Origin of the sequence: Planomonospora corallina, assembly GCF_042650625.1 — a bacterium.
In the GTDB taxonomy this organism is placed as follows: domain Bacteria; phylum Actinomycetota; class Actinomycetes; order Streptosporangiales; family Streptosporangiaceae; genus Planomonospora_B; species Planomonospora_B corallina.
In genome coordinates, this window is sequence record NZ_JBHSBM010000023.1 from 285,425 (window position 1) to 310,080 (window position 24,656).

Annotated in this window: 29 protein-coding genes; 9 read left to right on the forward strand and 20 right to left on the reverse strand. The window is 73.6% G+C overall.

Annotated features, from left to right (window positions below; genetic code table 11):
• Positions 1 to 41: 41 nt before the first annotated feature.
• From ACFOWE_RS20565 to ACFOWE_RS20605, 9 genes are all read right to left on the reverse strand, one after another.
• A complete protein-coding gene (locus ACFOWE_RS20565; RefSeq protein WP_377290199.1) occupies positions 42 to 317 on the reverse strand; it encodes an acylphosphatase in 276 nt (91 codons plus the stop codon).
• Positions 314 to 1,189, reverse strand: a complete 876-nt coding sequence (mutM, locus tag ACFOWE_RS20570; protein WP_377290201.1) for a bifunctional DNA-formamidopyrimidine glycosylase/DNA-(apurinic or apyrimidinic site) lyase — start codon at positions 1,187 to 1,189, stop codon at positions 314 to 316. The genes ACFOWE_RS20565 and mutM overlap by 4 nt, the downstream gene beginning before the upstream one ends.
• A 46-nt stretch (positions 1,190 to 1,235) precedes the next feature.
• Entirely contained in the window at positions 1,236 to 1,958 is a 723-nt protein-coding gene (gene rnc, locus ACFOWE_RS20575) for a ribonuclease III (RefSeq protein ID WP_377290379.1), read from the reverse strand.
• Between the two features lie 234 nt (positions 1,959 to 2,192).
• Entirely contained in the window at positions 2,193 to 2,372 is a 180-nt protein-coding gene (gene rpmF / locus ACFOWE_RS20580) for a 50S ribosomal protein L32 (protein WP_068926486.1), read from the reverse strand.
• 1 nt (position 2,373) lies between these two features.
• Entirely contained in the window at positions 2,374 to 2,943 is a 570-nt protein-coding gene (locus ACFOWE_RS20585) for a YceD family protein (RefSeq protein WP_377290203.1), read from the reverse strand.
• A 133-nt stretch (positions 2,944 to 3,076) separates the two neighbouring features.
• Complete coding sequence (gene coaD / locus ACFOWE_RS20590; protein ID WP_377290205.1) at positions 3,077 to 3,553, reverse strand: pantetheine-phosphate adenylyltransferase; 477 nt, start codon at positions 3,551 to 3,553, stop codon at positions 3,077 to 3,079.
• A gap of 15 nt (positions 3,554 to 3,568) precedes the next feature.
• Positions 3,569 to 4,138, reverse strand: coding sequence for a 16S rRNA (guanine(966)-N(2))-methyltransferase RsmD (gene rsmD, locus ACFOWE_RS20595; RefSeq protein ID WP_377290207.1), 570 nt, complete (start codon positions 4,136 to 4,138; stop codon positions 3,569 to 3,571).
• A gap of 383 nt (positions 4,139 to 4,521) precedes the next feature.
• The gene (recG, locus tag ACFOWE_RS20600; RefSeq protein WP_377290209.1) at positions 4,522 to 6,699 is read right to left on the reverse strand and encodes an ATP-dependent DNA helicase RecG; all 2,178 of its coding nucleotides are present in this window, start codon (positions 6,697 to 6,699) and stop codon (positions 4,522 to 4,524) included.
• A 146-nt stretch (positions 6,700 to 6,845) separates the two neighbouring features.
• Positions 6,846 to 8,453, reverse strand: a complete 1,608-nt coding sequence (locus tag ACFOWE_RS20605; RefSeq protein WP_377290211.1) for a DAK2 domain-containing protein — start codon at positions 8,451 to 8,453, stop codon at positions 6,846 to 6,848.
• Positions 8,454 to 8,762: 309 nt separating this feature from the next.
• Here ACFOWE_RS20605 and rpmB point away from each other — a divergent pair, with 309 nt between their 5' ends.
• The 3 genes from rpmB to ACFOWE_RS20620 all read left to right on the forward strand — a co-directional run bounded on the left by rpmB (position 8,763) and on the right by ACFOWE_RS20620 (position 9,976).
• Complete coding sequence (rpmB, locus tag ACFOWE_RS20610) at positions 8,763 to 8,948, forward strand: 50S ribosomal protein L28 (protein ID WP_377290213.1); 186 nt, start codon at positions 8,763 to 8,765, stop codon at positions 8,946 to 8,948.
• Between the two features lie 285 nt (positions 8,949 to 9,233).
• Positions 9,234 to 9,545, forward strand: a complete 312-nt coding sequence (locus ACFOWE_RS20615) for a hypothetical protein (RefSeq protein ID WP_377290215.1) — start codon at positions 9,234 to 9,236, stop codon at positions 9,543 to 9,545.
• Positions 9,542 to 9,976, forward strand: a complete 435-nt coding sequence (locus ACFOWE_RS20620; protein WP_377290217.1) for a hypothetical protein — start codon at positions 9,542 to 9,544, stop codon at positions 9,974 to 9,976. The genes ACFOWE_RS20615 and ACFOWE_RS20620 overlap by 4 nt, the downstream gene beginning before the upstream one ends.
• Positions 9,977 to 10,088: 112 nt before the next feature.
• On the opposite strand, the gene thiD is transcribed toward ACFOWE_RS20620, so the two are convergent.
• The 3 genes from thiD to ACFOWE_RS20635 form a co-directional block, all read right to left on the reverse strand.
• A complete protein-coding gene (gene thiD, locus ACFOWE_RS20625; protein WP_377290219.1) occupies positions 10,089 to 10,886 on the reverse strand; it encodes a bifunctional hydroxymethylpyrimidine kinase/phosphomethylpyrimidine kinase in 798 nt (265 codons plus the stop codon).
• An 88-nt stretch (positions 10,887 to 10,974) separates the two neighbouring features.
• Entirely contained in the window at positions 10,975 to 11,781 is an 807-nt protein-coding gene (locus ACFOWE_RS20630) for a hypothetical protein (protein WP_377290221.1), read from the reverse strand.
• Positions 11,782 to 11,880: 99 nt separating this feature from the next.
• On the reverse strand, positions 11,881 to 13,011 hold the full coding sequence (locus tag ACFOWE_RS20635) for a thiamine-phosphate kinase (protein ID WP_377290223.1): 1,131 nt from the start codon (positions 13,009 to 13,011) through the stop codon (positions 11,881 to 11,883).
• 51 nt (positions 13,012 to 13,062) lie between these two features.
• Here ACFOWE_RS20635 and ACFOWE_RS20640 point away from each other — a divergent pair, with 51 nt between their 5' ends.
• The gene (locus ACFOWE_RS20640; RefSeq protein ID WP_377290225.1) at positions 13,063 to 13,296 is read left to right on the forward strand and encodes an Lrp/AsnC family transcriptional regulator; all 234 of its coding nucleotides are present in this window, start codon (positions 13,063 to 13,065) and stop codon (positions 13,294 to 13,296) included.
• Positions 13,297 to 13,338: 42 nt separating this feature from the next.
• Positions 13,339 to 13,785 (forward strand): DUF3515 domain-containing protein, encoded by a 447-nt coding sequence (locus ACFOWE_RS20645; protein ID WP_377290227.1) that lies wholly within the window; start codon positions 13,339 to 13,341, stop codon positions 13,783 to 13,785.
• Positions 13,786 to 13,870: 85 nt separating this feature from the next.
• Here the strand turns inward: ACFOWE_RS20645 and ACFOWE_RS20650 are convergent, their stop codons facing one another.
• From ACFOWE_RS20650 to ACFOWE_RS20665, 4 genes are all read right to left on the reverse strand, one after another.
• Entirely contained in the window at positions 13,871 to 14,980 is a 1,110-nt protein-coding gene (locus ACFOWE_RS20650; RefSeq protein ID WP_377290229.1) for a D-alanine--D-alanine ligase family protein, read from the reverse strand.
• 167 nt (positions 14,981 to 15,147) lie between these two features.
• Positions 15,148 to 16,386, reverse strand: a complete 1,239-nt coding sequence (locus tag ACFOWE_RS20655) for a trans-sulfuration enzyme family protein (protein ID WP_377290231.1) — start codon at positions 16,384 to 16,386, stop codon at positions 15,148 to 15,150.
• Positions 16,383 to 17,387: an NAD(P)H-dependent glycerol-3-phosphate dehydrogenase gene (locus ACFOWE_RS20660; RefSeq protein WP_377290233.1), complete on the reverse strand. Its 1,005-nt coding sequence runs from the start codon at positions 17,385 to 17,387 to the stop codon at positions 16,383 to 16,385. The genes ACFOWE_RS20655 and ACFOWE_RS20660 overlap by 4 nt, the downstream gene beginning before the upstream one ends.
• Positions 17,388 to 17,407: 20 nt before the next feature.
• Positions 17,408 to 18,145, reverse strand: coding sequence for a lysophospholipid acyltransferase family protein (locus ACFOWE_RS20665; protein ID WP_377290235.1), 738 nt, complete (start codon positions 18,143 to 18,145; stop codon positions 17,408 to 17,410).
• Positions 18,146 to 18,215: 70 nt separating this feature from the next.
• On the opposite strand from ACFOWE_RS20665, the gene cofC reads away from it, so the two are divergent.
• A complete protein-coding gene (gene cofC, locus ACFOWE_RS20670; RefSeq protein ID WP_377290237.1) occupies positions 18,216 to 18,869 on the forward strand; it encodes a 2-phospho-L-lactate guanylyltransferase in 654 nt (217 codons plus the stop codon).
• Positions 18,870 to 18,913: 44 nt separating this feature from the next.
• Entirely contained in the window at positions 18,914 to 19,117 is a 204-nt protein-coding gene (locus tag ACFOWE_RS20675) for a hypothetical protein (RefSeq protein WP_377290239.1), read from the forward strand.
• A 212-nt stretch (positions 19,118 to 19,329) separates the two neighbouring features.
• On the opposite strand, the gene ACFOWE_RS20680 is transcribed toward ACFOWE_RS20675, so the two are convergent.
• The 4 genes from ACFOWE_RS20680 to leuC all read right to left on the reverse strand — a co-directional run bounded on the left by ACFOWE_RS20680 (position 19,330) and on the right by leuC (position 22,000).
• Positions 19,330 to 19,626, reverse strand: a complete 297-nt coding sequence (locus tag ACFOWE_RS20680; RefSeq protein ID WP_344856951.1) for an HU family DNA-binding protein — start codon at positions 19,624 to 19,626, stop codon at positions 19,330 to 19,332.
• A gap of 140 nt (positions 19,627 to 19,766) precedes the next feature.
• Positions 19,767 to 20,042 carry an SCO5555 family protein gene (locus ACFOWE_RS20685; protein WP_377290241.1) on the reverse strand — a complete coding sequence of 92 codons (276 nt, stop codon included), beginning with the start codon at positions 20,040 to 20,042 and terminating at the stop codon, positions 19,767 to 19,769.
• Positions 20,021 to 20,608: a 3-isopropylmalate dehydratase small subunit gene (leuD, locus tag ACFOWE_RS20690; protein ID WP_377290243.1), complete on the reverse strand. Its 588-nt coding sequence runs from the start codon at positions 20,606 to 20,608 to the stop codon at positions 20,021 to 20,023. The genes ACFOWE_RS20685 and leuD overlap by 22 nt, the downstream gene beginning before the upstream one ends.
• A 12-nt stretch (positions 20,609 to 20,620) precedes the next feature.
• Positions 20,621 to 22,000 (reverse strand): 3-isopropylmalate dehydratase large subunit, encoded by a 1,380-nt coding sequence (gene leuC, locus ACFOWE_RS20695; RefSeq protein WP_377290245.1) that lies wholly within the window; start codon positions 21,998 to 22,000, stop codon positions 20,621 to 20,623.
• A gap of 89 nt (positions 22,001 to 22,089) precedes the next feature.
• Between leuC and ACFOWE_RS20700 the strand changes: the two genes are divergently transcribed.
• Together ACFOWE_RS20700 and ACFOWE_RS20705 are read left to right on the forward strand one after the other, a co-directional pair.
• Positions 22,090 to 22,806 (forward strand): IclR family transcriptional regulator, encoded by a 717-nt coding sequence (locus ACFOWE_RS20700; protein WP_377290247.1) that lies wholly within the window; start codon positions 22,090 to 22,092, stop codon positions 22,804 to 22,806.
• A gap of 126 nt (positions 22,807 to 22,932) precedes the next feature.
• Positions 22,933 to 24,656 (forward strand): hypothetical protein (locus ACFOWE_RS20705; protein ID WP_377290249.1); only part of this gene is annotated, 1,724 nt, incomplete at its 3' end.

The following is a 24,656-nucleotide window of genomic DNA, read 5'->3' on the forward strand; positions in this document are numbered from 1 at the left end:
GACAGCTAAATGTACCTCATTCGGAGGTTTCAAGGGAAGTGTCAGCGCTCGATGAAACCCGATAGATTTCCTCTGGCCTCGCTCCAGCGCTCCACGACCCCGTCCACCCGGCCCGGCGTCCGTCCGCTCCGGAGCGCCGCCAGCAGTTCGTCGGCCGCCTTCTCGGAGCCCTCCGCCACGACCTCGACCCGGCCGTCACCGGTGTTCCGCGCCCAGCCGACCAGGCCGAGCTCCAGCGCCCGCGCCCGCGTCCACCAGCGGAAACCCACACCCTGCACCTTGCCTCTGACCCACGCGGTCAGCCGGACGTCCGTCATGCCCGTACCCTACGGACCGCACGCGGGAGAGGCTGGCAGCGGGGGCAGCTGTAGGACGAGCGGTTCATGAACGACTCCCGGACGACCGGGGCCCCGCACCGGCGGCAGGGCTGGTCGCGCCTGCCGTACACGGCGAGTGACCGCTCGAAGTAACCGCTCTCCCCGTTGACATTCACGTAGAGACTGTCGAAAGATGTGCCGCCCTCGGCCAGCGCCTCCGTCATCACCGCGCGGACCGCGGCCAGCAGCTCCGCGATCTTCGGCCGGGTCAGCGCCGCCGTGGGGCGCGTGCCGTGCAGCCGCGCCCGCCACAGGGCCTCGTCGGCGTAGATGTTGCCGACCCCGCTGATCAGCGACTGGTCCAGGAGGGCGCGTTTGATCTCCGTCCGCCTGCGCCGCAGGCCGACGGCGAACCCCTCGTCGTCGAACGAGTCCTCGAAGGGGTCGGCCGCGATGTGCGCGATCGGCTCGGGCACCCACCGCGGGAGCCGGGCCGTCAGCGGCGCGACCAGCACGTGGCCGAAGGTCCGCTGGTCGACGAAGCGCAGCTCCGGGCCGCCGTCGGCGAAGCTCAGCCGGACCCTCAGGTGCCGCTCGGGGGCCGATCCCGGCTCGGCCACCAGCAGCTGCCCGCTCATCCCCAGGTGCGCCAGGAGCGCGTCGGAGCCGTCCAGCGGGAGCCAGAGGTACTTGCCGCGGCGCTCGGCCGAGCCGATCGTACGGCCCGCCAGACGGGCGGCGAACTCCTCGGCCCCGGGGACGTGGCGCCGGACCGCCCGCGGGTGGAGCACCTCCGCACGGGCCACGGTACGGCCGGCGACCCAGCGCTCCAGGCCCCGCCGTACGACCTCGACCTCCGGCAACTCGGGCATGCGCCCCTCCTGGCTGGTTTCGGGCGGCCGCGGTGGACGCCGGCCGTCAGTTCGCCGCCTCGCGTGCCTGCTGGGTGGTCCTGATGCGGTTCCAGGCGGCCTCGGCGGCCTGCTGCTCGGCCTCCTTCTTGGAACGGCCGGAGCCCGAGCCGTACTCCTCCCCGCCGAGGCGGACGGCCGCGGTGAAGGACTTGGCGTGGTCCGGGCCGCTCTCCTCGACGTGGTACTCGGGCACGCCGAGCGACTCCGAGGCGGTCAGCTCCTGCAGGGAGGTCTTCCAGTCGAGCCCCGCGCCCAGCGAGGCCGAGCGGGTGATGAGCGGGTCGAAGAGCAGGTGGACGACGCGGAACGACTCCTCCAGGCCCTTGTCCACGTAGACCGAGCCGATGAGCGCCTCGAGCGTGTCGGCGAGGATCGAGGACTTGTCGCGTCCCCCGGTGCCCTCCTCGCCCCGGCCGAGCCGCAGGAACCGGCCCAGGCCCAGGCCGCGCGCCACGTCGGCGAGGGCGCGCATGTTGACCACCGCGGCCCGCAGCTTGGCCAGCTGGCCCTCGGGCAGGTCGGGGTGGTTGCGGTAGAGCGTGTCGGTGACGACGAGCCCCAGCACCGAGTCGCCGAGGAACTCCAGGCGCTCGTTGGTGGGCAGGCCGCCGTTCTCGTAGGCGTAGGAGCGGTGGGTCAGCGCCCGCTCCAGGATCGCGGCGTCCAGCCGCACGGACAGCAGCTGCTCCAGCTCGTCCTGCGCGACCTCCACGGCCACCGGTTTCATGCTCGTCGCCACGTCGTCTTCTCCTCGCACGGTTGTCGGGTGCGCGATGGCGAAGGAGAGCGAGGCGAGAGATCGCCGGATGCTCCGAAGACGTGGTGGGCGCCGGGAGGGGTCGTACTCGGACCCCGGCGTCCACCACGGCCGCGGACGGACCGCCATCGCACGGGCGGACGGTGACGCCGGCCGGGGCCCCGGGAAGGGGCGCCCGGCCGGCATCCGTCAGTCAGAATGCGATCAGGCGGAGGGCTCGATCACCTGACGGCGGTTGTAGGTGCCGCAGGTCGGGCACGCCATGTGCGGACGCTTCGGCGAGCGGCACTGGGGGCAGCTCACGAGCGAGACCGCGGCGGCCTTCCACTGCGACCGGCGGGAGCGAGTGTTGCTCCGCGACATCTTGCGCTTGGGGACAGCCACGTCAGCTCTCCTGATCGTTGTTATGTTCCGAAACCAAACCCTGCAGCTTCGCCCAGCGTGCGTCGATCACCTCGTGACCGTGGTCAGGCTCGGCGTCAGCCAGCCTGACCCCGCACTCCGCGCAGAGCCCGGCGCAGTCTTCACTGCAGAGCGGGCTCAGCGGCAGTGTGAGCACCACCGCGTCGCGGAAGACCGGTTCGAGGTCGAGCAGGTCCCCGTCGAGGAGGAGGTCGTCCTCGGCCGCATCCTCAGCCGAGTAGAAGTACAGCTCCTGGAACGACACCTCGCTCACCGAGGTGACGGGCTCCAGGCACCGTGCGCACTCCCCCCGCAGCGGGAAACGCGCCGTGCCCGTGACGAGCACGCCTTCCATGACCGCCTCGAGCCGGAGGTCCAGCTCGACATCGGCGTCCTTGGGGACACCGATCATGTCGACGCCGATCTCCGCCGGAGCCGGACGAGTGAGGTGCATCTGCCGCATCATCCCCGGTTGCCGCCCCAGCTCATGGGTGGAGACCACCCATGGGGCGCGAGGATCAAGGTGCAGAGTCATTCCGCTCTCATCAGGCATGGCGAATCATCACCGTCGTGCAAGGCCGAAATAAGAGAATACCAGGGGTCGGAGTCTGTTTCGCGAGCCCCGGACCGCCACGCTGCGGAGCACGGGGAGCACGGAACGCGACGCCGTCCGGCCCGGGCACGGCCTAACCCCGGAGTCTCTCGATGAGGCGCTCCTCGACGAGCTCGGGCACCAGGCCGGCCACGTCCCCGCCGTACCGGACGATCTCCTTGATCCGGCTGGACGACAGGAACGACACCTCCGGCCCGGTCGCCATGAACAGCGTCTCGACCCCGGACATCCGGTAGTTGAGCTGGGCCATCTGAAGCTCGTAGTCGAAGTCGCTGATCGCGCGCAGGCCCTTGACGATGGCCGGGATCTCCTGCTGCCTGCAGTAGTCCACCAGCAGGCCGTGGAACTTGTCCACGCGCACGTTGCCGTACTCCTTGGTCACGGTCTGGAGCATCTCGATGCGCTCCTCGACCGTGAACAGGCTCTTCTTCTCGATGTTGATCAGGACCGCGACGACGACCTCGTCGTACTGCCGGGAAGCCCGGCCGATGATGTCCAGATGACCGTTGGTGACGGGGTCGAAGGACCCCGGACAGACCACGCGACGCAAGGCGAACCCCCAGGTTTACGGATTCCCGGCGGCGCGACCGTACCAAACGGACGCTTCGCCGTAACGACGGACCCTCTCCTCTTCGTATCCGTCCGGCCAGACCAGGTCCTTCCCCCTGCTCTCGCGCTCCACCGCGACCAGCGCGTCCTCTGCGAGCCAGCCCCCGGAGCGCAGCAGCCCCAGCACCGCGTCGACCTCCTCGGCCGTCACCGCGTACGGCGGGTCGGCGAACACGAAGTCGTACGGCTCCGCGCTCCCCCGGGCGAGCACCCGTTCCACCCGGTCGGCGGCCAGCTCGGCCCCCGGCAGCCCGAGGGAGGCGATGTTCGCCCTGATCGTCCGGGCGGCCCTGGGGTCGGACTCCACCAGCAGCGCGCGGGCCGCCCCGCGCGAGAGCGCCTCCAGCCCGACCGCGCCGGACCCGGCGTACAGGTCCAGCACCCGGGCCCCGTCCAGCGGGCCGATCAGCGAGCCCACCGTGGAGAAGATCCCCTCCCGGGCCCGGTCGCTCGTGGGCCGGGTCCCCCTCCCCGGCGGCACGGCCAGCCTTCTTCCCCCTGCGACACCCGCGATGACTCGACTCACCCGTCCATTCTCCCGTGTCGCAGCCGAACACATAACCGCAGGTCAGAGGCTTGCGGGCCGTTTCCCTCGGTCAAGAGTGGGCAAGCGGCGGCGACGAAAGCGCAAGGGTCGTTCCCCCCGGGGGGTCCGGCCTGCAAGATAAGTGCTGCGGCCTTCGAACGACCCAGGGGAAGGCCGGCCGGCGTGATCGTGAGCCCTTCCGCACGCCGGTGCTCTCGGCACCTGACCCGAGAGCAGGGCCCAGGCGGGGACGGCATTCGGGGGGAGGCCGTCCCCGCAACTGGGCCCGGGACCATCCCGGGCCCATCCCGGAGAGCAGGGCGGCGGACCGCCCCGCGCGCAGCCCGCCCGTCCTCCCTGACCGGGAGGCTCCCCGCGGGCCGTCAGGCCTTCTCGAGATACTCGGCCCGCTCGTCGGCGAGCATCCTGTCGATCTCCGCCCGCAACGCGGGATGGCCGGCCAGCTCCGGATCCGCGGCCAGCATCGCCTCGGCCTCCTGCCGGGCGGCCTCGATCACGTCCTCGTCGCGCAGCAGCCGGAGCATCTTCAGCGACGACCTGCGGCCCGACTGGGCCACGCCCAGCACGTCGCCCTCCCGGCGCTGCTCCAGGTCGACCCGGGACAGCTCGAACCCGTCCAGGGTCGCCGCGACCGCGGCGAGCCGCTCCCGGGCGGGCGTGCCCTGCGGCGCCTCGCTCACCAGCAGGCACAGGCCCGGCAGCCCGCCCCGGCCCACGCGGCCGCGGAGCTGGTGGAGCTGGGAGACCCCGAACCGGTCGGCGTCCATGATCACCATGACCGAGGAGTTGGGCACGTCCACGCCGACCTCGATGACCGTGGTCGCCACCAGGACGTCGACCTCGCCCCGGGAGAAGGCCCGCATCACCGCGTCCTTCTCCTCCGGCGGCAGCTTGCCGTGGAGCACCTCCGTGCGCAGCCCCTTCAGCGGCCCGTCCGCGAGCGCCTGCGCCACGTCCAGCACCGCCAGCGGCGGGCGCCGCTCGTCACCGCCTGCCCCGGCCGCGAGGTCGCCCTCGTCGCCCTCCAGGTCGCCGATGCGCGGGCAGACGACGTAGGCCTGCCTGCCGAGCTCGACCTCCTCCCGCACCCGGGTCCAGGCCCGCTCCAGGAAGTGCGGCTTCTCGGCCGCGGGCACCACGTGCGTGCTGATCGGGGCGCGGCCGGAGGGCAGCTGCGAGAGCGTGGAGACCGTCAGGTCGCCGAAGACGGTCATCGCGACCGTGCGCGGGATCGGGGTGGCGGTCATGACGAGGACGTGCGGGCGCCCGCCGCCGGCCTTCTCGCGCAGCGCGTCGCGCTGCTCCACGCCGAAGCGGTGCTGCTCGTCGACCACGACGAGGCCCAGGTCGGCGAACTGGACCCGCTCCTGGAGCACCGCGTGAGTGCCGACGACGATCCCGGCCGCGCCGGAGGCGGCGTCGAGCATCGCCGTACGGCGGGCCGCCGCGCCCAGCGAGCCGGTCAGCAGGGCCACCGAGGTGCCGCCGAACATGCCGCCCGCGGCCAGGTCGCCGAGCATGGCGGTGATCGACCGGTGGTGCTGCTGGGCGAGCACCTCGGTGGGCGCCAGCAGGACGGCCTGGCCCCCCGCGTCGACCACCTGGAGCATGGCGCGCAGCGCCACCACGGTCTTGCCCGCGCCGACCTCGCCCTGGAGCAGCCGGTGCATGGGGTGGTCCAGGGCCAGATCGGCCGCGATCTCCTCTCCCACGCTCCGCTGCCCCTCGGTCAGCTGGAACGGCAGCCGGGCGTCGAAGCCGTCCAGCAGCCCGTCGTCGCACCGGGGGCGGGGCGTCGCCGACCAGGAGGCGGCGGTCATCTTCCGCTGCAGCAGCACGGCCTGGAGCTGGAACGCCTCGTCGAACTTGAGCCGCTTGCGCGCCCGCGCCACGTCGGCGTGGTCGCGCGGCCGGTGGATCGCGAGCAGCGCCTCGGCCAGGCCGGGCAGCCCGTGCCGGTCCCGCAGGTCCGCCGGGAGCGGGTCCTCCAGCTCGCCCATGGTGTCGAGCACGACGCCCAGCGCCCGCCGGATCGCCCAGGGCGTCAGGTCCTTGCCCGCCGGATAGATCGGCACGAGCGCCGCGGCGAACTCCCCGGCGGCCTGCTCCGTCTCGTCGACCATCTCGAACTCGGGGTGCGACAGCTGCCACTTGCGCCGCTCCCCCTGGCCGAACGCGCCGACCTTCCCGGCGAACATGCCCCGCGCCCCCGGACGCAGCCGCGTCTCGGCGATGTGCGAGGCCTTGCCGAAGAACGACAGGTAGATCCTGCTGCCGCGGCCGTCGACGACCTCGACCTCCAGCCAGGTGCCGCCCTTGTTCCGCATCGGCCTGCGCACGACCTTGGTGACCTCGCCCACCACCGTGACGTGCTCGTCGACCCTCAGGTCGTCGAGATCGGTCAGCTCGCCCCGCTGGGCGTAGCGCCGGGGGTAGTGCCGGAGCAGATCGCCGACGGTGCGCACGCCGAGCACGCTCTCCAGCAGCTTGGCCGTGCGGGGGTCCAGCACCTTGCCCGCCGGCTCGTCGAAGCTCGTCACGGCAGCTTTCTACCTTCTCCGGGGGACAGAATTCATCCGGCCCGCCCGATCCGGCCGCCGCCCACCGGCCCGTCCGGCCCTCGTTCCTCCCCCGGCGACCGGATCGTCCGGCGCTCAACGGCCCCGGTGCCCGGCCCCTCCGGCCCTCACTCGACCCCGATGAGGAGCGGGTAGCCGCCCTGCCCGCCCTCGTAGCGGACGACCTCGATGTCCGGCCGGGCGGAGGCCAGGTGGTCCTGCACGGCCTGGGCCAGCCCGTCCGGCGCGTCCGCGCCCTCCAGCAGGGTGACCAGCTCGCTGCTCGTCGCGACCATGCGGCGGACCACCCGCAGCACGGTCTCCGCCACGTCCGAGCCGACCAGGGCCGCGTCCCCGTCGATCACACCGAGCACGTCGCCGGGCCGGACCAGGCCGGCGCTCGTCACGGCCTCGCGGTCGGCCACCCACACGTGCCCGTGGCGGGTGTGCGCGGCCGCCTCGGTCATCGCGACGACGTCGTCGTCGAAGCGCCGGAGCGGATCGTGCACGGCCAGCGCCGCCAGCCCCTGCACCGAGGCCCGGGTGGGGATCACGCTCACCGCGATCCCCTCCTCCCGGGCGAGCGCGGCCGCCGCCGCCGCGACCTGGCGCGTCCCGCTGTCGTTGGGCAGCACCACGACCTCGGTGCCCGCCTCCCGGATCGCGGACAGCACCGCGGCCGGCGGCGGGTCGCCGCCGGGCTCGCGGCGGACCACGACGGCTCCGGCCTGCTCGAACAGCGCGCCGAGCGCCGGCCCGGCCGCCACGGCCACCACTCCCCGCCCGCCCGCGGCCCGGCGGGTCCCGCCGGAGGCGGTCAGGTAGGTCACCCTGATCCGGTACGGCCGGCCGGCCCGCATGCCCGCCTCGATCGCCGCGCCCGCGTCCGCCACGTGCACATGGACGTTCCACAGGCCCTCACCGCCCACGACCACCAGGGAGTCGCCGAGCCCGGACAGCTCTCCGCGGAGGGCATCCACGGCCTCGTCACCGGCCTCCAGCAGGTACATCACCTCGTAGCCGAAACCGCCGGAGTCGCCCGAGCCGCCCGAGTCTCCGCAGCCGGGCCCGTCCTCCGGCCCGGGCACGACCCGGCGGTCCGGAGCGGGGACCTGCGGCCGCCCGATGGTGGAACCGGTGACCACCGCGGCCAGGCTCTCCAAGATGATCGTCAGACCCGCCGCGCCCGCGTCCACCACGCCGTTGCGGGCGAGCACGTCCAGCTGCTCCGGGGTGCGCCGGAGCGCCGCGCGCGCCTCCTGCGCCGCCCTCCCCGCCACCGCGGCGAGATCCCCCGTCAGGTCGCGCACCGCCGCGGCCGCCGCGGTCAGCACGCTCAGCAGCGTGCCCTCCACCGGCTTCTCCACCGCGCCGCGGGCCAGCTCGGCGGCCCGCGCCAGGCCGCGCCTGAGATCCGCGCCCCCGCCCTCGGCCGTGCGCAGCACCTCGGCGAGGCCGCGGAGCGCCTGGCTGACGATGACGCCGGAGTTGCCGCGGGCGCCGAGCAGCGCGCCCTGCGCGAGGGTCCGCCAGGTGGTGGCCGTGTCCGCGCTCCCCGGCAGGCCGTCCACCGCCTCGGCCGCCGCGAGCATCGTCAGGTGGAGGTTGGTGCCGGTGTCGCCGTCGGGCACCGGGAAGACGTTGAGCGCGTCTATCTCCTCCCGGGCCCGGCCCAGTGTCTCCGCGGCCAGCCGCGACCACCGGCGGACCGCCGGCGGGTCGAGCACCTGCAGCATGCCTGCCCTTTCCTGCCTGCGGGCGCGTCCGTCCCGCGCCCCGGAGGCCGCGCCGCCCCCGCCCTTGCCCCACCCGCGCGGTGCTCCGCCCGCGTCACGATCCCCCGATCGCGGACTCGGCGCCCGTCCCGGTCCCCGGGATGCGCTACGGTTGTCCTTTGGAGATTATCCCCGTTCGGCCAGTCGTGGCAGCTCGCGTTGGCACGTCAGGTCAGGCATCGGATATCCTCGTTTGGCCAGCCGGTCGTCCCGGCATGCCCGATGACCGCCCAGCGGATCGGGTCTCTCGATTGATATAAGGAGCGAACCGTGGCTTCCGTCTGCGACGTCTGCGCCAAGAAGCCGATCTTCGGCAACAACATCTCGCACTCGCACCGCCGCACCCGTCGCAGCTGGACCCCGAACATCCAGCCGGTGCGCGCGATGGTGAACGGCACGAAGAAGCGGCTGAACGTGTGCACCTCCTGCATCAAGGCCGGCAAGGTCACCCGCTAGTCCAGACTCCCGGGCAGCCCGCCGTCCCCCACCGAAGGGCGGCGGGCTGTCTGCTTCCCCGCGGACGCCCGCGCGCCCCCGTCGCGTCCCCCGCCCCCGCGCCCGCCCGTAGCTCTCCGGAACCACCCGCGCCCGCCGGCTCGCCCTCCCCACCCGCGTCCGCCGGCTCGCCCTCCCCGCCCGCGCCGGTCTCGTCCGCGGCCGCCGGTTCAACGGAGACGCTTCTCGCAAACATGTTTTCGCAACATGTTTGTCCCACGCAGCGTGACTCTCTATGGTCGCAGCGTGACCATCACCTGCTTGCCTCGCGGCCCCGTGCGCGACACGACCAAGAAGATCGGCGTCGACCTCCCCGATGACCTGTACCGGTGGATGCAGGCCGAGGTCAGGGCCGGCCGGGCCCCCTCCATCTCCGGGCTGATCTCGGAGGTCGTCGAGCACCAGCGCAGCCGGGCGGAGCTGTCCGCGCTCCTGACCGACCTCAAGGCGGAGTTCGGCGCGCCCACGGCGGAGAACAGGAAGCGCATCGACGAGGCCGTCGACGCGCTGCGCACCGTCCAGGAGACCGGGACGGCCGTGCGGGAGGTCCTGGAGTGACGCGCTCGGCGGGCCTGCGGCGCTTCGTGTTCGACTCCGGCGCCCTCGTCGGACTCGAACGGGGCAATCCCGACGTGATCGAGGCGCTGGAGCGGATCCTCGCGGGCGAGGTGGAGGGGGTGGTGCCCCGGACCGTGCTGGCCGAGGTCGGCCGCACGGGGACCTGCCAGACGCGGCTGGCCGCGGCGTTCAACCGCGCCCAGCGGATCCGCCACGGCTCACTCGTGATCGACGAGCTGACCCCGGAGCGCGCCGTGGAGATCGGCCGGAAGATCAGCGAGTGCGGCCACGACGACGTGGTCGACGTGAACGTCGCCCTGTGCGCCCGCAGCTCCCCCTCGGGGGTCATCGACGCCATCGTGCTCACCGACGACCGCGACGGCATCACCCGGGTCGACGGCGAGCTGGAGCGCGTGATCATCGACGTCTGAGCCGGCGGCCTCTCCGGCCCGCACGCGGCGGGCCGGACCCGGGCATCCCAAAAGCCCCCGGCCCCGGAACAGGGCTCGCGGAGGGCTCGGCGGGCCGGACCCGGGCGCCTCCTCAGCGGCGCTGCCGCCAGGCGTGGTCCACCGGGCCGATGCCCCCGCCCAGCGCGAACCCGTGGGCGATCGCGCCGGTGACGTACTCCTTGGCCCTCTCCACGGCGGACGGGACGTCCGCGCCGAGGGCCAGGTGGGAGGCGATGGCCGAGGCCAGAGTGCAGCCGGTGCCGTGGGTGTGCCGGTTGTCGTGCCGTTCGGCGGTGAAGCGGAACTCCCGGTCGCCGTCGGTCAGCAGGTCCACCGGGGCGCCCGGCAGATGACCTCCCTTGATCAGCGCCCAGGTGGGCCCCAGCGCCAGGACCGCCTCCGCGGCCCGCCCCATGTCCTTCTCCTCCTCGACCTTCACCCCGGTGAGCTGGGCGACCTCCCACAGGTTGGGGGTGACCACGGTGGCCACGGGCAGCAGCCGCGACTTCACGGTCTCCACCGCCTCAGGGGCCAGCAGGGCGTCCCCGTGCTTGGAGACACCGACCGGGTCCACCACGACCGGCGCTTCCACACCGGCCAGCACCTCCGCGACGGTCTCCACCAGCACCGCCGAGGCCAGCATCCCGGTCTTGACCGCCTGGGCTCCGATGTCGCCGAGCACCGAGTCGAGCTGGGCCCGCACCGCCTCGGGCGGGAGCTCCCAGTAGCCCTGCACGCCCAGCGAGTTCTGCGCCGTCACCGCGGCGATGACGCTCATGCCGTGCACGCCGAGGGCCAGCATGGTCTTCAGGTCGGCCTGGATGCCCGCGCCACCGCCGGAGTCGGAGCCGGCGACGGTCAGCACACGGGGAGGGGACGAAACGGTCATGCCTGCCATCCAACCAGTTTCCGGCGGACTCCGTGGCCCCGCGAGTCCGGCGGGGGCCATCGGCCGGGGAGGACCGGCCGGCCCTCCGTCAGTCCTGCCGCTCGTCCAGGAAGGGGAGCGGGAGCCTGGACCACCAGCTGGTGGAGCCGGGCGGCGTCGCCGTGGGGGACGGTGCCGGGGTGACGCTCTGGGAGTCCTGCAGCGGCGAGGGGGTCTGCGCCGTCGAGGTGGCGTCCCGCACGACCGGTTCCTCGTCACCTGCGGGCGACCAGCCGGACGGCCCCTCCGCCCGGGAGTCCTCCTGCGCGGACGACACCGGTCCGTCGTCGGCGGGCCGGTGGGTGGCCCGCGGCCCGGGACGGGGTTCCGGCGTGCGACTGGCCCGCGGGCGGACGGTCGTCCTCACCGGCGAGGGGGCGGGCGTCGCCGTCCGCCCGCGTTCGGGCCCCGGTGCCTCCGCGCCCGGGGTGGGCTCCTCGGCGGGCACGTCCTCCCCGGCGGGGCCGGTGGTGTCCTCCTCGGCCGGGGGCCGGTCCGAGGCCGCCACGCACTCTCCCGGCGGGCAGTTGGGGACCGGTCCCGCGGAGCTCTTCCACTCCTGGACGCCCGCCACGGCACCGCCCATCATCGCGACCACGGCGGTGACGGCCAGCAGCGCGGCCCGGGCCGGGACGCCGGAGCGCCACCACCCGTCCGGCCCGGGGGCGTCCGCGGAGCCGCGTCCGGTCTCCCCCCGCGATCCCAGCGGGCCGCCGGCCGCGCCGTCCGATCCCTGCTCGGGACGGAGCCGGCGCCCTGCGGGCCGTTCGCCGCCCGCGGACAGCGGAGCGGTGTTCGCCTCGGGTCCTCCGCCGTGATGGAGAGGTTCCTCCCCCTCCACTCCGTGGCTGCCCATGTCACCTCTTTCTGTCCTCAGGGTGTCGACCGGCCCTCTTCATACCATTCCGATAAAACTCTGTCACAACTTTCCCAGAGGTCGTCAGAGCGTGATCGATCACTCCCGGAAGTGGTCCCAGCCGCCCCTGCCCTGCGGGCGGCCCTCGACCAGGACCCCCTCTCCACCGGTCACCCGGCCGATCTCGGCCCAGGCGGGCGGGAGCCGTACGCCACGGGGGAAGGTCGCGGCGAGGGCGTGGTCGTCGCCGCCGGTGAGCACCCACTCCAGCGGGTCGGCGGCGAGCAGACGGGCGGCGGTCTCCAGCTCCCCGGGGACGGCGAGGGCGGCGGGGTCGAGCACGATGCCCACCCCGCTGGCCCGCGCGACGTGGCCGAGGTCCTGGAGCAGCCCGTCGCTGACGTCCAGCATCGCGGTCGCGCCCAGCTCGGCGGCCTGGACGCCGCAGGAGTAGGGGGGCCTCGGGCGGCGGTGCGCGTCGGCCAGCGCCGCCAGGGCCCGCTCCCCGGACCCGCCACCCGCGGGGTCCGCCGGAGCCGCCGGTTCCGCGGTCGGCTCGGCGGGTTCCGGGGTCGTCTCCGCGGGCTCCTCCGGAGCGTCCCGCTTCCCGGGCCGGGCCGCTCCGCGCTCCTCTCCGGGGCCGCCGGGCCCGGCAGCGTCCGGCCCCGGCGGGATCCGGCCGGCCTGGAACAGAGCGAGCCCCGCCGCGGCGTGCCCGAGCCGTCCCGCCACCGCGACCACGTCGCCCTCGCGGGCCCCCGAGCGGGTGACCGGCGCGCGCCCGCCCAGGTCGCCGAGGGCCGTCACGCCGATCACGACCAGGTCGCAGCGGGTGGTGTCGCCTCCCGCGACGCTGGCCCCCACCAGGTCGCACTCGTCGCGGAAGCCGTCGGCGAGGTCGTCGAGCCAGCGCGCGGGGGTGTCGGCGGGCAGCCCCAGTCCCACCACGACGCCGGTGGGGACGGCGCCCATGGCCACGACGTCGGAGAGGTTCTGGGCGGCGGCCTTCCGCCCGATATCGTAAGCAGTTGACCAGTCTCGACGGAAATGTCTACCTTCAAGCAGCAGGTCCGTCGTCACCACGACCCGGCCGTCCGGCGCGCCCACCAGCGCGGCGTCGTCCCCGGGACCGAGCAGAACGGTCCGGCCCTGCGGCAAGCGTCCGGCAATACGTGCAACGATTCCGAATTCGCCGAGATCTCCGACTGTGATGACGCACCTCCCGTTCATCACAGGGTACGGTGGCCCTCCGGCACTGATCCAATCGCCCGGGAGGACGTGATGGTGCAGGCCTACATCCTGATCCAGACCGAAGTCGGCAAGGCCGCCGAGGTGGCACGCCAGATCTCCGCGATCACCGGCGTCACGCAGGCGGAGGACGTCACCGGCCCCTACGACGTGATCGTCCGTGCGGAGGCCCGGAACGTGGACGAGCTGGGCAAGCTCGTGGTCGCGCAGATCCAGTCGGTGGAGGGGATCACGCGCACGCTCACGTGCCCGATCGTCCACATCTGATCCGCGGAGACCAGGCCCGCGGAGGAAGCAGGGGAAGCGGACATGTCACTCCGGCTCGCCCGCCGAGCGGGCTCCGTCTGCGTCCTGCTGGCCCTGGCGGGGTGCGGCGGCGCGGTCCGGGTGGAGCCGCCCGAACCGGAGCCTGAGGCGGCGGCCGCCTGCCGGACGCTCGCCGACCGGCTCCCCCGGACGCTCGACGGGGCCGAGCGGACGGAGTCCGTCCCCGCCTCGCCGTACGTCGCGGTCTGGGGAGGCGGGGAGGTCACGCTGCGCTGCGGGGTGCCGCGCCCGGCGAACATGAGCGCCACCGACCAGGTGCCGGTGGTCAACGACGTGGCGTGGTTCCAGGATCCGGTCCGGCCGCTGCTGTACACCTCGGTCGGCCGGGCGGCCCACGTCGAGGTGACCATCTCCCGCGAGCACGCCCCGGACAGCGTGCTCGTCGGCCTCGCCGCCCCCATCACGGCGGCGCTGCCGCAGACCGGCTGAGCCGCGGACCGGCCGGGCCGCGGACCGGTCGGGCCGCCGGCGGCCCGGTGCGCGCTTCCGGCCGGGTACGCGCCCGGAGGGCTCGCTACCGCAGACCGGGCGCCCGCTCCAGGGCGAGCCGGATCATCCGGTCCACCAGCTCGGCGTACGGCACGCCGCTGGCCTCCCACAGCTGCGGCGCGGCCGACATCGCGGTGAAGCCCGGCATCGTGTTGATCTCGTTGACGAGCAGCCGCCCGTCCGCGGTGTAGAAGAAGTCGACCCGCGCCAGGCCCTCGCAGCCCAGCGCCTCGAACGCCCGCACGGCCATGGCCCGCAGGTCCTCGGTCACCTCGCCGGGCAGGTCCGCGGGAACGACCAGGGACATGTCGTCGCCGACGTACTTCGCCTCGAAGTCGTAGAACTCGTGGTCGCCGTGGACCAGGATCTCGCCCGGCAGGCTGGCCCGCGGAGGCTCGTCGCCCGGGGACTCCAGCACCGCGCACTCGATCTCCCGGCCGGCGATCGCCGCCTCGACCAGGACCTTGGGGTCGTGCTCGCGGGCGAGCTCCACGGCCCGCTCCAGCTCCGCCGGGTCCGAGGCCTTGGAGATGCCCTGGCTGGACCCCGCCCGGGCCGGCTTGACGAAGACCGGCCAGCCGAGCTCCTGGACCTCCTTGAGGACCCGCTCGCGGTCGGTCCGCCAGTCGCGGTCGCGGATCGTGACGTACGGCCCGACCGGCAGCCCCGAGGCGGCCAGCAGCATCTTCATGTAGGCCTTGTCCATGCCGACCGCGCTGGCCAGCACACCGGAGCCGACGTAGCGGACCCCGGCCATCTCCAGCAGGCCCTGGATGGTGCCGTCCTCGGCGAACGGGCCGTGCATGACCGGGAAGACCACGTCCACGCGGCCCAGCTCGACGGGGATGCTCCCCGGCTCGTGGACCACCAGCGAGCTCCCGCCGGACTGCAGCGCCAGCTCCGCCCCGCGCACCTCGACGGCCGGCAGCTCGCCGCCCTCGATCGCGTAACGCTGGTCCTCCGCGGCGAGCACCCACCGCCCGTCCTGGGCGATCCCGATCGGGACGACGTCGTACTTGGAGCGGTCGATGACCTCCAGCACACTGCCGGCTCCGAGGATCGAGACGGCGTGCTCGGAGTTTCGGCCGCCGAAGAGGACTGCGATCCGTGGCCGGGACGTGTGCTGCTCGCTCATGATGACCGAATGTACCGCCTCTGAGGGGTGAATCCGGTTACCCGAAGGCCCACAGAAGGTCCACAGAAGGTCCACAGAAGGCCTTCATTCCGAGGACGAACGCGTCACGGGACATCACCGGCCCGCTTCTCCGGTGTCCGCCGCGGGGAGCAGGCCGGCGGACGCGCCTATCTCCCGGGAGTGAGCAGGGAGTCGAGCGCCCGGGTGACGTCCACGATGAGGTCCTCGGCGTCCTCCAGCCCGATCGAGAAACGCACGGCCCCCGTGCCGTCCTCCGCCCCGTCGCCGGGACCGCCGGGACCGCCGGGACCGCCGGAGCCGCCGGAGCCGCCGGGGCCGAGCGCGGCCACGGGCGTGACCTTGGTGCGCGTGCCGCCCGCCGAGGACGCGGCGGAGACGAGCCGGAGCGCCCCGGTCAGCCTGGCGGCCGCGTCGGGGCCGCCGTGCGGGACGACCGTCACGCAGGCGCCGTACCGGGTGCCCTCGGGCCCGGAGTCGAACAGGTGCCTGGCCAGCCGGTGGCCGGGGTGGTGGGGCAGGCCCGGGTAGTCGACCCGGCGGACCGCGGGGTGCTTGGCCACGGCCGCGGCGAACACCATCGCGGTGGAGCACATGCGGCGCACCCGGAGCGGCAGCGTCTCCAGCCCGCGGCGGAGCAGGAACGCGTCGTCCGGGGAGAGCTCCGCCCCGGTGACGGCGCGGACCCCGCGGAGCCGGCCGACCAGGTCGGGGCGGCCCACGACGACGCCTCCGGCGCAGTCGTCGTGCCCGCCGAGATAGGTGGTCGCGGAGTGGACCACGAGGTCGGCGCCGTGCTCCAGGGGACGGCACACGACCGGCGTGGCGTAGGTCGAGTCCACCACCAGCAGCGCTCCGGCGGAGCGCGCGACCCGGTAGAGGCCCCGGATGTCGGCCACGGCCGCCGCCGGGGTGGAGAGCGTCTCCGCGTATATGATCTTCGTGCTCCGCCGGACCGCCGCGCTCACCCGGGCCGGCTCGGCGTAGTCGGCGAAGTCCGCGCTCACCCCGAACCGCGCCAGCACGCCCGTCAGGAGCGAGCGGACCCCCTCGTCGGCCGAGGCGGGGGCGACGACGTGGGCCCCCGAGCGCAGGAAGGTCATCAGCACCGCGCTGACCGCGGCCCGCCCCGAGGAGAACGCCTCACCGGCGACGTCCTCCGGCGCGGCCGCGCCCTCCAGGGAGGCCACGGCCGCCGCGAAGGCCGCGGTCGTGGGGTTCTCGACCCGGTCCCCGCCCCCGTGCGCCCCGCCGCCGGCGGGCCCGGCCGGGCCCCAGGCGGCGCTGCGCCAGACCGGCAGGCCGAGCGGGCTGCTCCGGGGCGCGGCCGGAGCCGGCAGGTGCGCCGATCGGGTGTTCTCCCCCCGCTGCCTGCGCGGGGGGCTCATCCGTACCGTTCCGGTTTGGGAGTGCGGGACATCAGCAGCATCGCGGCCTCGGCGGGCGGCATGCCGTCATGGACGACGGCCACCACGACCTCGGTGATCGGCATCTCCACGTCGTGCTTTCTGGCCAGCTCGAGGACCGACTCGCAGGACTTGACGCCCTCGGCGGTCTGCTTGGTGGCGGCGACGACCTCGGCCAGGGTCATGCCCCGCCCCAGATTCTCACCGAAGGTGCGGTTCCGGGACAACGGTGAGGTGCAGGTCGCCACCAGATCGCCCATGCCCGCCAGCCCCGCGAAGGTGTGCGGGTCGGCGCCGAGCGCCGCGCCGAGCCGGGCGATCTCCGCCAGCCCGCGCGTCATGAGCGTCGCCCCGACGTTGTCGCCCAGCCCCATGCCGGTCGCGACCCCGACCGCCAGCGCGATCACGTTCTTGACCGCCCCTCCGAGCTCCACGCCCACCACGTCCGGGTTGGTGTAGGCGCGGAACCACGGCAGGTGGCAGGCCGTCTGCAGGCGCTCCATGACCTGCTCGTCCGGGCAGGCCACCACCGTCGCGGCGGGCTGGCCCCGGACGATCTCACCGACGAGGTTCGGGCCCGAGACCACCGCGACCCGCTCCGGCGGCACCTCGGCCACCTCGCAGATCACCTCGCTCATCCGCTTGGTGGTGCCGAGCTCGATGCCCTTCATCAGGCTCACCAGGACGGCGCCGGCCGGCAGGTCGGGCTTCCAGGCCGAGAGGTTGGCCCGGAGCGTCTGCGAGGGCACGGCGAGCAGCACGAAGTCGGCGCCGTCGAGCGCCTCGGCGGGGTCGGTGGTGGCGCGCAGCGTCTCGGGCAGTCCCACCCCCGGCAGGTAGTCGGGGTTCTCGTGTCTGCGGTCGATCGCCTGGACGATGTCCGCGCGCCGGCCCCACAGGGTCGTCCGGGTGCCCGCCTGAGCGAGGATCATCGCGAAGGTCGTGCCCCACGAACCCGTCCCGAACACGGCAGCCTTGGTCATTCCAACACCGTACGCCGAACTCAGCCGTGGGCGGGTCTCTTGAACGGGGCGTCCGGCGCCTTCTCCCCGCGGAGCTCGGCGAGCTGGACGGTGATCGCCGCCATGATGTCGGCGGTCGCCGCGCGCAGCACCTCGGCCTGGTGCGCCCGCCCTTCCCGGGCCTCCCGGTAGGCGTCACGGTACTTCGACAGGTCCACCGGAGGCCCGACCTGCACGCGGAAGGTCCTGCGGGGGAAGAAGCGGGGGCGCTTGCTGCCGTACGGCAGGATCTCCTGGGCGCCCCAGTGCGCCACCGGGATCACCGGCGCGCCGGTCTCCAGGGCCAGCCGCGCCGCCCCGGTCTTGCCCTCCATCGGCCAGAAGTCGGGGTCCCGGGTGCAGGTGCCCTCGGGGTAGAACATCACGCACGCGCCCTCGGCGATCCGCTCCTGCGACGCCTCCAGCGAGCGGACCGCCTCGGCGCTGCCCCGGTGGACCGGGATGGCCCGCACCGACCGCGCCGCGTAGCCGACCACCGGCACCTTGAAGATCCCGGCCTTGGCCAGCACCGACGGCCAGCGCCCGTTGTTGTAGAGGAAGTGCGCGACCAGGAAGGGGTCCACCCACGACAGGTGGTTGGTCGCCACGATGACCGCGCCCTCCCGTGGCAGCCGCTCCCCGTTCCGCCAGTCCTTCTTGACCAGCAGCCACGAGAGCGGCTTGATGAGCACGACGGCCACGGCCACCCAGAACCGGTTCGGCCATCCGGGGCGTCTCATGAGTCCTCCATACGACGCGGGGGGAACGCCTCGGGACCCTCCGGTTCGCATCGGGGACCGCCGAGGCGGGATGCTTAAGGGTATGCCTCCCGAGAATGCGGGCTGGAGCCTCGTCGTCCCGGTCAAGACGTTGGTCGCCGCCAAGACCCGGCTGACCGAGGCCGCGGGCCCGCACCGCGCCGCGCTGGCCGTGGCGATCGCCTGCGACACCGTCGAGGCCGCGCTGGAGTGCGGTCTCGTCTCCCGCGTCGTGGTGGTGACGGGCGACCCGGTGGCGGCCGGGGCGCTGTCCGGGGTGGGCGCCCGCGTGGTCGGCGACCCGGAGGCGGGGCTCAACGCGGCGCTGCGGCGCGGCGCCCGCGAGGCGCTGCGGCTGGCGCCCGGCGAGGCGGTCGGCGCGCTCCAGGCGGACCTGCCCGCCCTGCGCCCCGCCGAGCTGGCGCGGGTGCTGGCCGCCGCCGCGGAGTTCGACCAGTCCTTCCTGCCCGACGCCGCCGAGATCGGCACGACCTTCTACGGGGTACGGCCCGGCCGGGAGTTCACCCCCGGATTCGGCGGCCGGTCCCGGGAGCGCCATCTGGGCCGCGGCGCCAAGGAGCTCTGCCTGGCGGGGGTCGACTCGGTCCGCCGGGACGTCGACACCCCCGACGACCTGCGGGCCGCCCTCGCCCTCGGCACCGGGCCCCGCACCGCCGAGGTGGCCCGGCTCATCGTGGGCGCCTGACCGCCCGCCGTGGGCCCCCGCCCGCTCCGGTTAGGGTGGTGGGCGTGCAGGCGACGGTGAAGACCTTCGATCCCGCGACCCGCGCCGGGTCGGTGTTCCTGGACGACGGGACCGAGATCCCGTTCGGCGCCGAGGCGTTCGACGCCGGGCCGCTCCGGCTGCTCCGGTCCGGGCAGCGGGTGAACATCCTCCTGGACGGCGGCCGCGTCACCTACGTCACGCTCTCGACGTTCCCGCTCCCGGGCTGACCGGGAGGTCCCGCGACCGGCGCACCGGGCACGGCCGCCGGGGCGGCTCCCCTCCCGGCCCCGGCCACGGCTCTCCTCCCGGCCCCGGCCCCGGCCCCGGCCCCGGCTCCGGCTCCGGCTCTGGCCACACCGCGACCCCCGCCGCCGGGCCCCTGCATGCCGGAGGCCCGGCCCCTCGGGAGGGACCGGGCCCCGGATCACGCGTGTCCTGGCTACTTCTTCGCGGCCTTCTTGCCGCCCTCGTTCACGAGCTCCTTGAAGTCGGAGCCGGGGCGGAACTTCGGCGCCCAGCTCTCCGCCACCTTGATCTCGGCGCCGGTGGAAGGGTTCCTCGCCGTGCGAGCCGGCTTGTGGGCCATCTCGAAGGCGCCGAAGCCCGTGATGGAGACCTTGTCCCCGCTGGCGACGGCCTTCTGGATGGTGTCGAGGACGGCGTTCACGGCCTCGGTGGCCGTCTTCTTGTCGCCCACCCGATCCGCGATGGCGTCGACGAGTTCTTTCTTGTTCATGAAGGTTGCCCCTTGTTGCCGATGTCCGGGAGTGGGTCTTAAGACAGGAAGCCCGCCTCACCCGATCTGTCGCCGAGCAGGGCCCCGATCAAGCTGGGAACCCCTTACCCGCTTGAAATTAGGGGACGGGAGCGTGTGACTCAATCACCTTCCGCAATATTTCCAGCACTGCCCGTGTCTGAAACCAGGTCATCAAGGGAAATAAGGAACGATTCCAGACGTGCCGCGGCGTGCGGCACGTCGTGTTTGGCCGCGTCGCAGATGGCCAGCAGCCGCTTGGCCAGGCGCTGCTTCACCTCGGGAGGCGCGGGCAGCACGCGGACGCGGCGGTGCGCCTCGCGCAACCGCCGCGCCAGCTCCTGTTCGGAGCGCGTCTGCTCTTCCGCTGAACGCGTCAGATCGTCGTCGGCAGCCATGGCTGCCGACCATTCTCGTACGCCACCACGTCGCCGACGTTGCGCAGGGTCAGCCCGATGTCGTCCAGGCCCTCCATCAGCCGCCAGCGGGTGTAGTCGTCGATCTCGAAACCGACGGCCCGGCCGGCCCAGCGGACCTGGCGCTCGCCCAGGTCGACGGTGATCTCCAGCGCGGGGTCGGCCTCCACGGCCGACTGCAGTTCCTCGACGGTCTCGGCCGGCAGGACGACCGGGAGCAGGCCCATCTTGGTGGAGTTGTTGCGGAAGATGTCGGCGAAGCGGGCGGAGATCACGACGCGGAACCCGTACTGCTGCAGGGCCCAGACCGCGTGCTCGCGCGAGGAGCCGGTGCCGAAGTCGGGGCCGGCGACGAGGATCGAGGCGCCCTGGTAGGCGGACCGGTTCAGCACGAAGTCCGGATCCTCCCTCCAGGCGGCGAACAGGCCCTTCTCGAAGCCGGTCCGGCTGACCTGCTTGAGCCAGACGGCGGGGATGATCTGGTCGGTGTCGACGTTGCTCCGGCGCAGCGGCACGGCCCGGCCGGTGTGGGTGGTGAAGGCTTCCATGTCTCGGGTCTCCTAGGCCAGGTCGGCGGGGGCGGTCAGTTTGCCGGTGACGGCGGTCGCGGCGGCGACGACGGGCGAGACCAGGTGGGTGCGGCCGCCCTTGCCCTGGCGCCCCTCGAAGTTGCGGTTGGAGGTCGAGGCGCTGCGCTCGCCGGGCGCGAGGGTGTCGGGGTTCATGCCCAGGCACATCGAGCAGCCGGCCGCGCGCCACTCGGCGCCCGCCGCCTTGAACACCTCGTCCAGGCCCTCCTGCTCGGCCTGGAGCTTGACCAGCATCGAGCCGGGGACGACCAGCGTGCGGGTGACGACCTTGCGTCCCCGCAGCACCTCGGCCGCGGCCCGCAGGTCCTCGATCCGGCCGTTGGTGCAGGAGCCGACGAAGACGGTGTCCACCTCGATCTCGCGGAGCGGGGTGCCCGGGGTCAGGCCCATGTACTCCAGCGCGCGGGTGGCGGCGGCCGGGTCGCCGGTCTCCTCGGGAGCCGGCACGGCCGCGCCCAGCGGGGCGCCCTGGCCGGGGTTGGTCCCCCAGGTGACGAACGGGGTCAGCGTCGAGGCGTCGATCTCCACGACGGTGTCGAAGACGGCGTCGGAGTCCGTCGCCAGGGACTTCCAGTACGCGACCGCGGCGTCCCACGCCTCCCCCGTCGGGGCGTGCGGGCGGCCCTCGAGGTAGGCGAAGGTGGTCTCGTCGGGGGCGATCATGCCCGCGCGGGCGCCGGCCTCGATGGACATGTTGCAGACGGTCATCCGGCCCTCCATGGAGAGCTTGCGGATGGCCTCGCCCCGGTACTCGACGATGTGGCCCTGGCCGCCGCCGGTGCCGATCTTCGCGATGATCGCCAGGATCAGGTCCTTGGCCGTGACGCCGGCCGGCAGCTCGCCGGAGACCTCGATGGCCATCGTCTTCGGCCGGTAGGCGGGCAGCGTCTGGGTGGCCAGCACGTGCTCCACCTCGGAGGTGCCGATGCCGAACGCGAGGGCGCCGAAGGCGCCGTGGGTGGAGGTGTGAGAATCGCCACAGACGATGGTCATGCCGGGTTGGGTCAGGCCGAACTGCGGCCCGATGATGTGCACGACGCCCTGGCCGGCGTCCCCCATGGGGTGCAGCCGGACGCCGAACTCCGCGCAGTTCTTGCGCAACGTCTCGACCTGCGTCTTCGAGACGGGGTCGGTGATCGGGCCGAGCAGGGTCGGGACGTTGTGGTCCTCGGTGGCGATGGTGAGGTCCGGCCGCCGCACGGTCCGCCCCGCCATGCGCAGACCGTCGAAGGCCTGCGGGCTGGTCACCTCGTGGATGAGGTGCAGGTCGATGTAGAGCAGGTCGGGCTCTCCCTCCGCACGTCGCACGACGTGCTGCTCCCAGACCTTCTCCGCCAGCGTGCGGCCCATGTCGCCTCCCTTTCCCGTCGCGGCTCCGCGCTTCATCGCGCTTTACCGCCGACTTGCCTTCTCATATGTCGAGACGGCAGTATCGGTGTATGGACAACTCTAGCGGAGTCGGCGTACTCGACAAGGCCGTGCTGGTGCTCAACGCCCTCGAAGCCGGCCCGGCATCCCTCGCGCAGCTCGTCCAGGCGACCGGCCTGGCCCGCCCCACCGCCCACCGGCTGGCGGTCGCGCTGGAGCACCACCGCATCGTCTCCCGCGACACGCAGGGCCGTTTCGTCCTGGGCTCGCGGCTCTCCGAGCTGTCCACGGCCGCCGGCGAGGACCGGCTGCTGGCCGTCGCCTCTCCCGTGCTCACCCAGCTCCGGGACATGACCGGCGAAAGTGCACAACTTTACCGGCGTCAGGGCGATGAGCGGGTCTGCGTGGCCGCCGCCGAGCGCTCCAGCGGGCTGCGCGACACCGTGCCCGTCGGCTCCGCCCTGCCGATGTTCGCCGGCTCGGCCGCCCAGATCCTGCTCGCCTGGGAGGAGCCCGACCGCCTCCACCGCGGCCTGCGCGGCGCCAAGTTCACCGCGGCCACGCTCTCCAGCGTCCGGCGCCGGGGCTGGGCGCACAGCGTCGGCGAGCGTGAGCAGGGCGTGGCCAGCGTCTCCGCGCCGATCCGGGGCACGGGCGGGAAGGTGATCGCCGCCGTCTCGGTCTCCGGGCCGATCGAGCGCCTCACCCGCACCCCCGGCCGGCTGTACGCCGCCCCCGTGGTCGCCGCCGCCGAGCGGATCACCGAGTCCATGCGCCGCAGCGGCTGAGCCCCGGAGGCGGCCGCCCCCGGGGGACCGCACGCGTGGGGACCGCCCGCGAGGGGGCGTTCCCACACCGGACATGAGACCGGATATGAGGAGGCGAGCACACTCCCGGCCCCCTAGGCTGGGCGGGTGACAGATCGCATCGAGGCAGCCGCCGCTGAACTGCGTCCACTGCTCCAAGAATTCATCCTCTGGGCCCGTGAGAACGCGCCCGGCAGCGACTCCGGCCTGGTGGGCGCCGTGGCCCTGTGGCACCGGTTGAGCACCTCCGACGACGTCGGCCGCTGGAGGACCTCCGATCTGCGCACGGTGCTGCTGGAGCGCATGCCCGAGGCGGTGGAGGACCCCGAGGCCGCGGCCGAGGGCCTGGTGCCCGCCGTCCGCTCCTACCTGGCGTTCCTGTCGGACACCGGCAGGCTCTCGGCCGGATCGTCCCCGATCAAGGACCTGCTGACCGAGCTGGACGAGATCGAGGACGACGTCGTCGAGGCGATGGAGGATCTCGCCGACGAGGACGGGTACGGCGACGACGAGGAGGAGGATGTCGAGGGGCTGGGCGACTTCGAGCCGCTCGCCGAGGAGCTCTCCGCCCTCCCGACGATCCGGCTCCGCCCGGACGCCGAGCTCGCCGAGGCGGCCCGCAAGACCGTCCTGATCGGCAAGGCCCGCGACCTGGCGGTCTGGGTCGGGAGCGAGCGCCCGGTGGGCGAGGAGACCCTCCTGACCGACGCCGAGGTCGCCGAGGCGCTGGCCGCCCTCGGTTTCCCCGCGCCGGACGCCGGCGACGGGCGGTCGGCCGACGCGCTGTGGAACGTGTGGAACCTCGCCATCGACCTGGACTTCCTCCAGCCCGAGGGGGAGGACACCGTCAGCGCCGCCCCGGACGCCGTCGAGTGGCCCTTCGAGGAGGACGACGACGTCCTGGACGCCTGGCTGGCCGGCCTGAACTCGGTCGACTACGGCGACCCCGAGCTGGAGGACGAGGACGCCACGATCGCCCTGTCCGGGCTGACCCGGGCGCTGCTGGTCCGGGTGCTGCTCGCCACCGGCTCGGCGCCCCTGGACAGGCTCCGCTCCGAGCTGGCCGAGGCCGCCGCCTCCTGCGACGACCTGGGCGCCGAGGCCTGGGCCGCCGCCACCGACCGGTACGGCGACCCGCTCAACCCGGTGCTCGACTGGCTCGTGGGCTACGGCATGGTCGAGGTCGAGCACGGCCAGGTACGGCTGACGCCGCTGGGCATGGAGGGCGTGGTCCACCTGGTGGACGAGGCCGACATCGAGCTGGACGCCCGGCCCGCCATCGACGCGATGACCGCCCTGGACCTGCTCTCCTTCAGCGCGGAGCTGTCGGAGGAGGAGGCCGACGCCGAGTTCGCCGCCTGGATGGAGCTGCGCGACCCCGGCCGGGCCGCCGGTGAGCTGCTGGAGGCCGCGGCGGCGGACGAGGCGGACGCCCTGGTCCGGGTCCAGGCCGCCAGCGTGGTCGGCGCGCTCGGCGAGGCGGCCGTGCCGGCTTGGCGGCAGGCCCTGGACGAGCCGTCCCTGCATCCCTACGCGGCCACGCACCTGGCCCAGCTCGGCGTGGAGGACGTCCCCGCGCCCACCCAGGCCGACACCCACTGGCTGGTGCTCGACATGCTGACCATCTCCGCCGGCCTGGGCCGGGCCGAGTTCGTCGGCAGCCTGGACGACATCGGCCCGGCGTCGATGCTGGTCGGCCTGCTCGACGTGATCTGGAAGGTCCGCCACCCCCACCTGGAGGAGCTGCTGGAGATGATCACCAAGGCCCACCCGGACACGCAGGTCCGCAAGGCCGCCAAGCGGGCCCTGTTCAAGGCCCGATCCGCACGGGA